The organism is Streptomyces sp. NPDC005263 (assembly GCF_042872365.1).
GTDB lineage: Bacteria > Actinomycetota > Actinomycetes > Streptomycetales > Streptomycetaceae > Streptomyces.
The window spans coordinates 270,306-283,009 of record NZ_JBIAKJ010000006.1; the positions used below are offsets into that span (position 1 = coordinate 270,306).

Annotated in this window: 14 protein-coding genes; 5 read left to right on the forward strand and 9 right to left on the reverse strand. The window is 69.0% G+C overall.

Features of this window, described 5'->3' with window-relative positions; genetic code table 11:
- Window positions 1-2 precede the first annotated feature (2 nt).
- Window positions 3-671: a potassium-transporting ATPase subunit C gene (locus ACFYRY_RS27205; RefSeq protein ID WP_389150866.1), complete on the forward strand. Its 669-nt coding sequence runs from the start codon at window positions 3-5 to the stop codon at window positions 669-671.
- A gap of 113 nt (window positions 672-784) precedes the next feature.
- Window positions 785-1,474, forward strand: coding sequence for a response regulator (locus ACFYRY_RS27210; RefSeq protein ID WP_389150868.1), 690 nt, complete (start codon window positions 785-787; stop codon window positions 1,472-1,474).
- A 39-nt stretch (window positions 1,475-1,513) separates the two neighbouring features.
- On the opposite strand, the gene ACFYRY_RS27215 is transcribed toward ACFYRY_RS27210, so the two are convergent.
- A complete protein-coding gene (locus ACFYRY_RS27215; protein WP_389150871.1) occupies window positions 1,514-1,921 on the reverse strand; it encodes a RidA family protein in 408 nt (135 codons plus the stop codon).
- Between the two features lie 143 nt (window positions 1,922-2,064).
- Between ACFYRY_RS27215 and ACFYRY_RS27220 the strand changes: the two genes are divergently transcribed.
- The gene (locus ACFYRY_RS27220) at window positions 2,065-2,442 is read left to right on the forward strand and encodes a winged helix-turn-helix transcriptional regulator (protein ID WP_389150874.1); all 378 of its coding nucleotides are present in this window, start codon (window positions 2,065-2,067) and stop codon (window positions 2,440-2,442) included.
- Window positions 2,443-2,521: 79 nt separating this feature from the next.
- Here the strand turns inward: ACFYRY_RS27220 and ACFYRY_RS27225 are convergent, their stop codons facing one another.
- On the reverse strand, window positions 2,522-3,184 hold the full coding sequence (locus ACFYRY_RS27225) for a response regulator (protein WP_389150877.1): 663 nt from the start codon (window positions 3,182-3,184) through the stop codon (window positions 2,522-2,524).
- Window positions 3,181-4,353: a sensor histidine kinase gene (locus ACFYRY_RS27230; RefSeq protein WP_389150879.1), complete on the reverse strand. Its 1,173-nt coding sequence runs from the start codon at window positions 4,351-4,353 to the stop codon at window positions 3,181-3,183. Before ACFYRY_RS27230 ends, ACFYRY_RS27225 begins: the two co-directional genes overlap by 4 nt.
- Before the next feature lie 209 nt (window positions 4,354-4,562).
- On the opposite strand from ACFYRY_RS27230, the gene ACFYRY_RS27235 reads away from it, so the two are divergent.
- Together ACFYRY_RS27235 and ACFYRY_RS27240 are read left to right on the forward strand one after the other, a co-directional pair.
- Entirely contained in the window at window positions 4,563-5,483 is a 921-nt protein-coding gene (locus ACFYRY_RS27235; RefSeq protein WP_389150882.1) for an ABC transporter ATP-binding protein, read from the forward strand.
- Complete coding sequence (locus ACFYRY_RS27240) at window positions 5,480-6,304, forward strand: ABC transporter permease (protein ID WP_389150884.1); 825 nt, start codon at window positions 5,480-5,482, stop codon at window positions 6,302-6,304. The genes ACFYRY_RS27235 and ACFYRY_RS27240 overlap by 4 nt, the downstream gene beginning before the upstream one ends.
- A gap of 132 nt (window positions 6,305-6,436) precedes the next feature.
- Here ACFYRY_RS27240 and ACFYRY_RS27245 read toward each other — a convergent pair whose 3' ends face one another.
- The 6 genes from ACFYRY_RS27245 to ACFYRY_RS27270 form a co-directional block, all read right to left on the reverse strand.
- Window positions 6,437-6,850 (reverse strand): cupin domain-containing protein, encoded by a 414-nt coding sequence (locus ACFYRY_RS27245; protein ID WP_389150888.1) that lies wholly within the window; start codon window positions 6,848-6,850, stop codon window positions 6,437-6,439.
- A gap of 56 nt (window positions 6,851-6,906) precedes the next feature.
- Window positions 6,907-7,227, reverse strand: a complete 321-nt coding sequence (locus tag ACFYRY_RS27250) for a carboxymuconolactone decarboxylase family protein (RefSeq protein ID WP_389150890.1) — start codon at window positions 7,225-7,227, stop codon at window positions 6,907-6,909.
- Between the two features lie 416 nt (window positions 7,228-7,643).
- Window positions 7,644-9,275 (reverse strand): glycoside hydrolase family 13 protein, encoded by a 1,632-nt coding sequence (locus ACFYRY_RS27255; RefSeq protein ID WP_389150893.1) that lies wholly within the window; start codon window positions 9,273-9,275, stop codon window positions 7,644-7,646.
- Between the two features lie 72 nt (window positions 9,276-9,347).
- On the reverse strand, window positions 9,348-10,274 hold the full coding sequence (locus tag ACFYRY_RS27260) for a carbohydrate ABC transporter permease (protein ID WP_389150896.1): 927 nt from the start codon (window positions 10,272-10,274) through the stop codon (window positions 9,348-9,350).
- The gene (locus tag ACFYRY_RS27265) at window positions 10,271-11,251 is read right to left on the reverse strand and encodes a sugar ABC transporter permease (RefSeq protein ID WP_356762902.1); all 981 of its coding nucleotides are present in this window, start codon (window positions 11,249-11,251) and stop codon (window positions 10,271-10,273) included. The genes ACFYRY_RS27260 and ACFYRY_RS27265 overlap by 4 nt, the downstream gene beginning before the upstream one ends.
- 85 nt (window positions 11,252-11,336) lie before the next feature.
- On the reverse strand, window positions 11,337-12,629 hold the full coding sequence (locus ACFYRY_RS27270) for an ABC transporter substrate-binding protein (protein WP_389150900.1): 1,293 nt from the start codon (window positions 12,627-12,629) through the stop codon (window positions 11,337-11,339).
- Between the last annotated feature and the right edge of the window lie 75 nt (window positions 12,630-12,704).

Here is a 12,704-nt window from a genome sequence, read left to right on the forward strand (position 1 = left end):
CGATGAACAACTCCTTTGTGAACACCGCCCGGTTGCTCGGCGCGGGCCTGCGCGCCCTCCTCGTGCTGACCCTGGTGACCGGCGTCATCTACCCGTTGGCCGTCACCGGCATCGCCCAGGGGCTGTTCAACCACCAGGCGAACGGCTCCGAGATCACGGCGAACGGCAAGGTCGTCGGGTCCTCGCTCATCGGCCAGTCGTACAACCTGCCGTTGAAGAAGGGCCAGAAGACCCCTCAGCCCGACCTCAAGTGGTTCCAGGGCCGCCCGCAGAACGGCCTCGGCGTCAACAGCGTCAACACCCGGTACAGCCTGATCCTGTCCGGCGCCACCAACCGGTCCGCCGACAACAAGGACCTGATCGACTGGGTGACCGCCGCCAAGAAGGCCGTCATCAAGGACAACTCGACCACCGACTACAAGGTCAGCCCCGCCGACGTCCCCGCCGACGCGGTCACCTCCTCCGGCTCCGGTCTGGACCCGGACATCTCCCCGCAGTACGCGGACCTCCAGGTCCACCGGATCGCCGAGCGGAACGGCCTGTCCGTCGCCCGGACCCAGAAGCTGGTCGACGAGCACATCGACGGGCGCACCCTGGGCTTCATGGGAGAGCCCAGGGTGAACGTCCTGGAACTCAACATCGCACTCAAGGAACTCGTGGCGAAGAGCTGACGGCGCTCACGTCCACCGGTGAGTGGGCGGGCCGGGAGTGATCCGGGCCCGCCGACTCCCGCCGTCACGAAGCGGGTACTGCCCGACGACGTACGACAGGAAGGCGCACGCCCATGACACGGGTGCTGGTGGTGGAGGACGACCCGCAGCTCGTACGGGCCCTCGTCATCAATCTCCAGGCACGCCGGTACGGGGTCGACGAGGCCCCCGACGGCGCCACCGCACTCCGGCTCGCGGCCGCCCGCCGGCCCGACGTGGTGATGCTCGACCTCGGGCTGCCGGACATGGACGGCGTCGACGTCATCAAGGGCCTGCGCGGCTGGTCCCGGGTGCCGATCCTGGTGCTGTCCGCCCGGCAGGCGTCCGAGGAGAAGGTCGTCGCCCTCGACGCGGGCGCCGACGACTACATCACCAAGCCGTTCAGCATGGACGAGCTGCTCGCCCGGCTGCGGGCCGCCGTCCGCCGCACCGAGGAGACACCGCTCACCCCGGGAACGGCGCTCGTCGAGACGCCCGACTTCACCATCGACCTGCTGGCCAAGAAGGTGAACCGGGGCGGCGGTGACGTCCGGCTCACGCCCACCGAGTGGCACCTGCTGGAAATCCTGGCCACCAACCCGGGACGGCTGATCTCCCAGAAACACCTGCTCCAGGAGGTCTGGGGCGCCTCCCAGACCACCAAGACCAACTACCTGCGGGTCTACATGGCCCAGCTGCGGCGCAAACTGGAGACAGATCCGGCCCACCCCCGCTACCTCATCACCGAGCCGGGCATGGGCTACCGGTTCGAAGGCTGGAACTGAGTCCCGTAGCCGGCCGCTTCGGCGCTCGGGGGTACATGTTCAGTCGAGGACCGCGGTGGCTTCGATCTCAACCAGATGCTCGGGGACGTCCAGCGCCGCGACGCCGATCAGCGTGGCCGGCGGCACCGGAGTGACCCCCAGCTTCGCGGCCGCCCGGGAGATTCCCTCCAGGAGCGGGGGCATCTTGTCGGCCGTCCAGTCGACGACGTAGAAGGTCAGTTTCGCCACGTCGTCGAAGGAACCGCCGGCCTCGGCCAGCGCGGTGGCGATGTTGAGGTAGCTCTGCTCCACCTGGGCGGCGAGGTCGCCCTCGCCGATCGTGACGCCTTCCGCGTCCCAGGCGACCTGCCCGGCGATGAAGACCAGCTTCGAACCGGAGGCGATCGCGACCTGCCGGTAGACATCGATTTTCGGCAGTCCCTCGGGGTTCTTCAGGGTGATGGCCATGCCGTCCGTCTCCTTGTCCGGGCTCCTGAAAGCCCGTCTTCGTCGAACCAGACCAATGTGGTCTCTTGTAGTTACTCAGGAACCGTAGGAGAGTGTGCGTTGACATGGAAGAACGCACTTTTAAGTGACTGGGGAACCTCACGGTGACCAAGCAGTTCAGCGACTCGGCCGAGAATGCCAACCTGCGGCGCGCCGATTCCCTGGCGCGGGAGATCTTCTCCGACGTCGCCAACAAGTGGGCACTGTTGATCATCGAAGCTCTGGGGGAGGGCACCCTGCGCTTCAGCGAGCTGCGCAGCCGGGTCGAGGGCATCAGCCACAAGATGCTCACCCAGAACCTGCGCATGCTGGAACGCAACGGCCTGGCCGAGCGTGCCGTCCACCCCACCGTCCCGCCGCGTGTCGAGTACACCCTCACCGAAGCGGGCCTCGGACTGCGGGCGACGGTCGACGGGATGTGCGAATGGACCTACCGGTACTTCCCGCACATCGAGTCAGCCCGGCGTCGCTTCGAAGCCTGACGGGCGGTCACTGAGCCTGTTCCAGGCTCTGGTGCGGGGCGAAGACACGCATGTCCGACACGCGGGGCCAGGGACGCCGTCAGCGAGGCAGGGTGACGAGCCCCATTTCATAGGCGGTGATGACGAGCTGGACCCGGTCCCGGGCGTTGAGTTTGGTGAGTAGCCGGGACACGTGCGACTTGGCGGTGGCTACCGTGATGAAGAGGTCCTCGGCGATCTCGGTGTTCGACCGGCCTCGTCCAACCAGGGCCAGTACTTCCTGTTCCCGCTGGGTGATGCCCTCGACCGGCCGTAGGGAGCGCTCCGGGGCAGCTGCGGGGTGCCCGATGAAGTCCGCGATCAGACGGCGCGTCACGCCAGGCGCGATCAGTGCGTCGCCGGCAGCGACCACGCGGATCGCCGCGAGGATGTCGTCCAGTGCCATGTCCTTGACCACGAAGCCGCTTGCGCCGGCCCGGAGTGCGCCGTAGACGTGGTCGTCCTCGTCGAAGGTGGTCAGGACGAGGACGCGTGTGGTTGCCGGACCGGCCGTGATCAGGCGGGTGGCCTCGATCCCGTCCATGCCGGGCATCCGGATGTCCATGACCACGACGTCGGGGCCGGTATCCCTGACCAGTTGGACGGCCTCGGCGCCGGTGGCGGCTTCACCGACGACCTCCAGGTCGGGGTGATCGGCCATGATCACACGTAGACCGGACCGAACCAACGGCTGGTCGTCGGCGAGCACTACCCGGACGGTCATCGGGTCTCCACCGGAACTCCGATGGGCGCGGGCAGCGGCAGCCTGGCCGCCACCCGGAAGCCGCCCTCAGGGCGCGGCCCGGCGCTGAGGTGGCCGCCCAGCAGGCCGACTCGCTCCCGCATGCCGATGATGCCGAAGCCGTGGGCCGAGCCGATCTCGGTGGCGCCGCACCCGTCGTCGACGACTTCCACGGACAGTTCCTCGTCCCCGTAGTTGATGGCCACCCGGCAACGCCCGGTGCCTGCGTGGCGGACCACGTTGGTCAGCGCCTCCTGCACGATGCGGTACGCGGACAGGTCGATGTCGGCCGGCACAGGACGCTGCTTCCCGCTGCTGCGTACGTCGACGCGTACCCCCGCGTCCGCGGTCGCTGCCGCCAGCCGTTCGACGTCCGCCAGCCCTGGCGTGGGTGCGAGCGGTGACTGCTCCGAGGTGGTCGCGCCCCGGCCGGCCTGACGGAGTGACACCAGCGTGCGTCGAAGGCCCGACAGGGTCTCTCTGCTGGTGGCCTCGATGGCCCGCAGGGCCTCGCGCGCTTCCGTCGGCTGGGTCTGGATGACCCGGCTGCCCACACCGGCCTGGATCGCGATGATGCCGATGCTGTGCGCAACCATGTCGTGCAACTCCCTTGCGATCCGCAGCCGTTCGGCGGTCACCGCCTCGACCACCTCCTGTGCGCGCAGCGCCACCGCGTGCTCTCGACGCTCGCGACTCAGCAGACCGGCCATGCACGCTGCGGCCATCGTCAGGAAGGCGATCACCTCGTTGGCCGCCAGGCTGTCCCCGTGCGCGAACAAGCCGATCATCAGGAGCTGCACGGCTAAGGAGACGGCAACAGCGACGATCGAAGCCCGCCGTGCGCAGGTGGCGACGACGAAGACCAGGATGACGTCCACCGCCACGTACGACAGAAACTGACCCTGATACGACGACGCCGGGCTCTCGTGGGAGCTCGGAGGGCCCGCCACCACAACGGTGGAGCCGATGAGTGCCATGGCAAGAGCCAGCATCGGCATCCGTCGCACCACGCCGGCGAGCAGGCTCAGAGCCAGCAGCGCCCCAACACCGTGGACCGTGCCCGACGCCCGCGGCGCGGCCCCCACCAGCAGACCCACCACCAGGAAGTAGGAGGCACCCCCCGCCCAGGCCACGGCCTTGGTTCTCGTCATCGCCGGTGTGCCCTCCCGGGAACAAAGCCACGGTGCGCGACGCGCGCAGGCAACGGAATGGTCGTCATGGGGTTCACGCCGCGAGACTAACTGGGCCACCACCAGCGCGGCATCAGCCCGGGGACGTACGCCCACGGGCTGGAGCCGGCCGCTCGATTGCCGCCCACGGCCCCATGCCCCAACAAGGCCCGCTCGGCAGTGTGGGTGCCGTGATCGAAGTCAGCGAACTCACCAAGCGCTACGGCAGCAAGACGGCCGTCGACCATCTGTCCTTCACCGTGCGGCCGGGCCAGGTCACCGGATTCCTCGGCCCCAACGGAGCCGGCAAGTCCACGACCCTGCGGATGATCCTCGGCCTGGACGCGCCCACCAGCGGCGCCGCCACCGTCGGCGGCGTCCCCTTCGGCAGCCACCCGCGCGGACTGCGGTACGTCGGTGCCCTCCTCGAAGCCGGACAGGTTCACGGCGGTCGTAGCGCTGCGGCCCACCTGTCCGCTCTGGCCCGCAGCAACGGCATCCCGCGGCACCGGGTGGGCGAGGTGCTTCAGGAGGTGGGACTGGCCGAGGTGGCCAACCGCCGCATCGGCGGATTCTCCCTCGGCATGAAGCAGCGCCTCGGCATCGCCACCGCCTTGCTCGGCGACCCGCCTGTGCTCATGTTCGACGAGCCGATCAACGGCATGGACCCGGAGGGCGTCCTCTGGGTACGCCGGCTCTTCCGGCGCCTGGCCGGCGAGGGACGCACGGTCTTCCTCTCCAGCCACCTGATGTCGGAGATGGAGAACACCGCCGACCAGCTGGTCGTCATCGGACGGGGCCGCCTCCTCGCCGCCGAGCCGCTACGGGACTTCGCGGCCCGCAGCACCCGTGGCGGCGTCGTGGTCGGGACACCGCAGGCCGCCGAGCTGGCAGCCGTGCTGACCGCGGCGGGCGCCACGGTCGAGCCGGAGGGATCGGCGGCCGCCGAGAGGCTCGTCGTGACCGGGCTCCCGGCCGACCGGATCGGGGCGCTCGCCTTCGACAACGGTATCCGGCTGGACGAACTGACCACCCGTAACGCCTCACTGGAGACGGCCTTCATGGAACTCACCGCCGACAGCATCGAATACCAGGCAGGACAGCCCCGATGACCACGCTCACCCCCGCCCCCCGGACCACCCCCGTCACCGCGCCGCCCGCCCGCTTCCGCGACCTGCTCGCCTCCGAGTGGATCAAGATACGGTCCCTGCGGTCCACACCGTGGACGATCGCACTCACCCTCCTGTTCGTCATTGGTTCCGCTGCCGTGGCCACGCTGGCGGACAAAGCGGCGTCCTCCGGCTCCGCTGATTTCCGGCCCTACGACGCCTACCCGCCGGCCGGCTACTGGACGCTGATCCTGGTCGCCGGCAGCATGGGCGCCCTCACCGTCGTGAGCGAGTACAGCAGCGGGCTGATCCGCACCACCACCGTGGCCGTCCCGGCCCGCGGCTCGGTCGTGCTGGCCAAGGCGGCCGTCACCGCCGCACTGTGGACCGCGGTCGGTACGGCCGCCTCGACCGGTTCCTTCCTGGTCTCCCAGGCCATTCTGGACGGGCACCACGCCGGCCTTCCGATCACCCACCCCGGGGTGTTCCGGGCGCTGGTGGCATCAGCGTTGCTGGCTCCGGTCTGTGCCCTGGTCGGTCTGGGTCTCGGTGTTCTGCTCCGGCATGCCGCCGCGACCATGGTCACCAGCGTCTTCATCCTGGTGATGCTGCCCCCCATGTTCTCGGAGAGCAGCCGCTGGTCGGCGGACATCAAACACGCGCTGGTGTCGGCCGCCTGGAACCGTCTGATCCAAATCTGGGGGCCGGAGCCCCGATCCCTGGGCTACACCGCCACGGTCCCAGGCTCCTGGATCGTGTACGCGCTCTGGCCGCTGATCACGGTCGCACTCGCGGTTCTCGTCGTGAAACGCCGCGACGTGTGATCGTGCCTCCAGGGTGCCGTGCGGTGGCGCGGGCGGACGGCAGCTCCTGACGGCGAGGGGGGAAACAACGCGGGGCCGACCTTGCGAGGTCCGCCCGGGATCTGCCCGCGCCGACAGCCTTCGAAGGGCTGGTCAGCGGCCGGTGGACTTCAGTGCCGTGGCGTACTGCTCGTCGGTCACCGGCTCCAGCCAGGTGGTGGCGTCACCGCTCTCGTCGCCGACGAGCATGGCGATGTGGGCCATGAGCGTGGTGTCGGTGGCGCCGTGCCAGTGCTCCTCACCGGCCGGGCACTTGACGGTCTCACCGGCGGTGGCCAGCACGACACTGCCGTCGCGGGTGCCGACCAAGCCGACGCCGTCGGTGATGTAGAGGGTCTGGCCCTTGACGTGGGAGTGCCAGTTGGTGCGGGCGCCGGGAGTGAAGCGGACCAGAGCGGCGACCAGGTGGGCGGGGGCGGAGGGCGTCTCGATCGGGTTGAGGTAGACGTCGCCGGTGAAGCGCTCGGACGGGGCCTTGGCGGTGGGGGTGGAGGTGATGTGTTCCACGGCGGCTCTTCCTGGATGTGAGGGGGGAGGGTGTGGGGGTGAGGCGGAGCGGCCGGTCAGGTGGCCTGCTCGTCGGCGATCTTCTTCAGCAGCGTGATCGCGGTCATGGCGTTGGGCCATCCGGCGTAGAACGCCAGATGGGTGATGGCCTCGGAGAGCTCCTCGACGCTCAGCCCGTTCTCCAGGGCCTTGCCCAGGTGGTACGGGAGTTGCTCGCTGCGGTAGAGCGCGGCCAGCACGCTCACCGTCACCAGGCTGCGATCGCGGGGGGAGAGTCCGGGGCGCTCCCACACGTCGCCGAAGAGCACGTCGTCGGTGATCTCGACGAGCTTCGGCGCGACCTGTGCCAGCTCCTGGGGTGCGGACTGCTTCGCCATGCGGTGACTCCTTGCCATGATCCAAACACGTGACCGGCAGTGCCGCTCTGTGACGGGAGGGTCTGCCCCGCAGCCGCAGCGATCTCCGCGATCTCCGCGATGTGGTCCGGGGCGTCTGCCGGCTGCCTTCGACATCGAGGAAACCGCAGGGCACGGGCGTGCGGAAGGTCCTGTCGTTACAGGTACTGACAGAACCCCCCAGCCGGGCGAGGCGTGTTCAGCGTGGCGGTATGGACACCGCCCACACGTGGATCACGGGATGCGCAGGTGCGGGCCACTGCCGTCGGGGACGGCAGTACGGCAGGCGGGATGGACCAGGGCCTGTCCGCTGGGCGGGGAGGAACACCGGGCAGGCCCTGGTGGATCGGTGTGGTCCGGGGTGGGCGTTCGTGACGTGTCCCGCCCGTGCCGGCGCGTCAGTCGCGGTGCAGCCAGACCGCGGTGTCCGGGGGCAACAGCGGGGCGTCGCCCAGTGGCCCGGATGAGAGGAGGGGGGTGCAGGCGTCGGGGAGGGGAATCGGTCGGTCGGAGAGGTTGACCGCGCACACCAGAGCGTTGCCGCGCTGGAAGACGAGTGTGCCGTCGGGGCTGTCCAGCCAGTGCAGTTCCTCGCCCCGCAGGTCGGGGTCGAGGTGGCGCAGCCGCAGGGCCTGGCGGTAGAGCTTGAGCATGGAGTCGGGGTCGGTCTCGTTGGCTTCGACGGTGTACGACTTCCAGTCGCCGGGCTGGGGAAGCCAGGGAGTGGTGCCGGGCGGGCCGAAGCCGAAGGGCGGGGTGTCGCCGCTCCAGGGGAGGGGGACGCGGCAGCCGTCGCGGCCGCGGACGGTGTGGCCGGAGCGTTCCCACATGGGGTCCTGGAGGGCCTCTTTGGGGAGGTCCTCGACCTCGTGGAGGCCGAGTTCCTCGCCCTGGTAGATGTAGGCGCCGCCGGGCAGGGCGAGCATGAGCAGGGCGGCCGCGCGGGCGCGGCGGGTGCCGCGGTCCAGGTCGGAGGGCTGGTGCGGGTCGCTAAGGGGGGTCGTCACGCCGGTGTGGGGACGGCCGTAGCGGGTCACGTGGCGGGTCTCGTCGTGGTTGGACAGGACCCAGGTGGCGGGGGCACCGACGGCGGCGAGGTCGGTGATGCTGCGGTCGATGACCTCCCGCAGCCGGTCGGCTTCGAGGGGACACCTGAGGAAGTCGAAGTTGAAGGCGGTGTGCAGTTCGTCCGGGCGCACGTAGGCGGCCAGGCGGCCGGGGCGGACGTGGGCCTCGGCGACGAAGATCCGGGGGACGGCGTAGCTGTCGGCGATGGCGCGCCAACCACGGAGGATGTCGTGGACGCCGTCGCGGTCCCAGTGCGGGTGGTCTTCCTGGCCTTCCGCCGTCATGACGGAGAAGTGCGGCAGCCCGAGGTCGGGGAGGGCGGGGTCCTTGTCCATGCCGTGGGCGACGTCGATGCGGAAGCCGTCGACGCCGAGGTCGAACCAGAAGCGCAGGATCGACTCGAACTCGGTGCGGACCGCGGGGTTGTCCCAGTTCAGGTCGGGCTGTTCGGGGGCGAATAGGTGCAGGTACCACTGGCCGTCGGGCGTGCGGGTCCAGGCGGGGCCGCCGAAGGCCGCGTGCCAGTCGTTGGGTGGCAGGGAGCCGTCCTCGCCCCTCCCCTCGCGGAAGAGGAAGCGGTCACGTTCGGGGGAGCCGGGGTCGGCGGCGAGTGCCTGGCGGAACCAGGGATGCTGGTCGGAGGTGTGGTTGGGGACGATGTCCAGGATCACGCGCAGGCCGAGGTCGTGGGCCTCGGCGATGAACTGTTCGGCTTGGTCGAGTGTGCCGTAGGCGGGGTGGATGCCGCGGTAGTCGGAGACGTCGTAGCCGCCGTCGGCCAGCGGGGACGGGTACCAGGGGTTGATCCAGAGGGCGTCGACACCGAGATCGGCCAGGTGGGGCAGCCGGGAGCGGAGGCCGGCGATGTCGCCGGTGCCGTCGCCGTCGCCGTCGGCGAAGCTGCGGATGTACACCTGGTAGATCACGGCGGAGCGCCACCAGGAGTCGCTTGCGTTGCTCACGTTGCAGGAGCTCCTGACTGTCGGTGTGCGTGTGGGGGTTCGGGAAGAGGGCGGGGCCGCCGTGCTCGGGCCTCAGCCCTTGACCGCTCCGCTGGTGAGGCCGCGCACGAAGTACCGCTGCAGCAACAGGAAGATCCCGATCGGGACGAGCATGGAGAACAGGCCGGCCGCCGTGACCATCTCCCAGCCGGTGCCCTGCTGACCCAGGAGGTTGGTGATCGCGATGGTGAGGGGCTGCTTGTCGCCGGGACCCACGAAGACCAGGGCCACCAGAAGGTCGTTCCACACCCAGAGGAACTGGAAGATCGCGAAGGACGCCAGCGCGGGCGAGGACATCGGCAGGATCAGCCGGAAGAAGGTCTGGAAGTGACTGGCGCCGTCGATCTTGGCGGACTCGATGACGTCTCTGGGCAGGGTCGCCATGAAGTTGCGCAAGAGGTAGACGGCCAGGGACATGCCGAAACCGATGTGGGCGAGCCAGGCGGCCGGGAAGGTGCCGTTCAGGTCCGCGGAGGAGTAGAGCTTGATGATCGGAACGAAAGCGACGTAGTTCGGCACGACCAGCAGGCTCACGATGACGATGAAGAGGGTGTCGCGCCCCTTGAACGTCATGAAGGTGAAGGCGTAGGCCGCGAAGGCCGCGATGAGCAGCGGCAGGAACACGGCCGGCAGCGTGATGGCCATGCTGTTGAGGAAGGCCGTGCCGAGGTCCGCCTGGTCCATGGCCCGGGAGTAGTTGCCGGTGGTGAGGTGGGTGAAGCCGCCGGGATGGGCGAACAGCGTCCACCAGCCGCTGGAGTTGGCGTCGTCGACGCTGCGGAAGGACGTGATGACCACCCCGAGGGTGGGCACGATCCACAGGGCGCACACCAGCAGCACGCTCAGCTTGCTCGGCAGCCTGCGGCCTCCGCTCCGGCCGCGGGACGTCTGGGCGTCCCGCCGGGCCGGACGGCCGCGGCGCGGTGCCGGGGTGATCGTCGGGGTCGTCTGGGTGGTCATGCCGACTCCTCCGCCCTGAACTGGCGAATCTGGTAGATCATGATCGGCACGATGGCGATGAGCAGCATGACGACGATCGCCGACGCGTAGCCGTAGTTGTAGTTCGTGTAGAGCTGGTTGAAGAACTCCAGGCCCACGACGTTGGTGTTGAAGGACCCGTTGGTCATCACGTAGATCACGTCGAAGATCTTCATGACGGTGATGAGGACCGTGACGAAGACGGTGATGAGCGTGGAACGGATCTGCGGGACGATGATCCGCCAGAAGATCCGTGACTCGCCGGCGCCGTCCAGGCGGGCGGCCTCCAGGGTGTCCGCGGGGACACCCTTGATGGCGGCGGACAGCAGCACCATGGAGAAGCCGGCCTGTCCCCACAGCAGCATGACCATGAGCAGCAGGCTGTTGGAGTGCGCGGTGCTCTGCTGGAGCCAGGGGACGGGGTCGTGGCCGAAGGCGGTGACGACGCCGTTGAGCAGGCCGGTCTGCGGCTGGCCCGCGGGCTGGGTGGCGTACATGAACCGCCATACGGTGGCCGAACCGACGGCGCTGATGGCCATGGGCATGAAGATGACGGTCTTGGCCATCTTCTCGGCCGTGGACGACAGACGGTCGGCCAGCACGGCGACGAGCAGGCCCACCGCGATGCAGGCGGCGGGGACGACGGCGATCCACAGCAGCGAATTGAGCAGGGTCTGTCGGAAGGCCGGAGTCCCCAGGAGCTGGCTGAAGTTGTCCAGGCCGACGAAACTCGAGCCGTCGCTGCCGCGGAAGCTGTCGACGACGGTGACGACCGTGGGATAGACGAGGTAGACGCCGATCGCGGCAACCGCGGGGGCGATGTAGAAGTAGGGCTTGATCCGGGCTTCCCAGCGGCCCGGCAGGGCCTCGGCGAGCTTGTTGAGCGCCCAGTAGACGGCCAGGGCGCCGACGATGCCGGCCAGCACCGTCAGCGCCGTCGAGAGTACTTGGCTGACCACGGCGGTTCCTTCCTCGAACGCGTGTCGATGTCGTTCGGGCCGGAGGGCCGCCGGGGTCAGGTCCCGGCGGGCCCTCCGCGCGTGGTCAGCCGGCGGGCCAGCTGGCGTCGATGTTCTTCAGGGCGGCGTCCAGCGACTCCTCGCCGGAGATCCAGGCCGTCATGTCCTTCCAGAAGGTGCCGGTGCCGACCGCGGTGGGCATCGAGTCGGAGCCGTCGAAGACGAAGCCGGTGGAGTCGTAGGCCACCTTGGCGATCGACTGGGTCGTCTTCAGCGGGTAGTTGGTGAGCGGGAAGTCCTTGTGCGGGGAGACGAAGGAGGAGCCGTTGCTCGCCGCGGTACTGCCGAGGTCGGTGGCCGCGAGCAGCTTCATGACCTTGCGGGCGGCCGGACTGTCGTTGTAGATGGAGGCCGTGTCACCGCCGCCCTCCACCGGGTTCTCGCCGCCCGCGGTGGCCGGGGGCAGGCCGAAGACGCCGACCTCGGAGTCCAGATTCTTCTGGACGTTCTTCGGGAACATGCCGGTGATGAAACTGCCCTGCTGGTACATGTAGCAGCCCGGCTTGCTCTGGAACATCGGGTTGCCCGCGGTGCCGAAGGCGTTGCTGGCGATCGACTTGCGGCCGCCGAGCACGTTGCCGTCGGTGAAGGCGATCTTCTGGAACTGGGCGGCTGCCTGGCGGACCAGCGGCGAGTCGAACTTGATGTCGTGCGAGACCCACTGGTTGTACTTGTCGACGCCGCCGTACTTCAGGACCAGGTTCTCCAGCCAGTCCGTGGCCGGCCAGCCGGTCGCCGTGCTGGACTCGATGCCCAGACACCAGGGCGTCTTCCCGTCGGCCTTGATCTTCGCCGTGAGGGAGTTGAGCTCGTCGAGGGTCTTCGGCGCGCTGTAGCCGGCCTGCTCGAACGCCTTCTTCGGGTAGAAGACCAGACCCTTGACGTTCATGCTGACCATCAGGCCGTAGGTCTTGCCGTTGGCCTTGGCGACGTCCAGCGTGCCCGCGGTCATGCTCTTCCGCAGGGCCGGGAGGTCGAGGACGTCGTCCAGCGGGGTGATCTTGTTCTTGGACGCGAGGTCCTTGATGATGCCCGGCTGCGGCAGGAGTGCGATGTCGGGCGCGTCGCCAGCCTGCACCTTCTGCACGAGCAGCTGGTTGATGTTGTCGACCCTGCGCCACTGGACGGTGAGGCCCTGTGCCTTGGCGCGGGGCGCGAGCTTGGCCTTGAGACCGTCGATGATCGGCTGGTCCATGCCGGTCCAGATCGTGACCGTCTTCTTGTCGGCGCCGCTGCCGGACCCGGACCCGCATCCGGTGACGAGCAGAGCGAGGGCGCTGAACGCGCTCACCCCGACAACCAGCTTCCGTGTGGACATCTGTTCCTCCTTGGACGGTTGGCTGGCGTCGGGGCCGAGGTCCCGCACCTGATACCGCGCCTGCCGGGGGCGGGG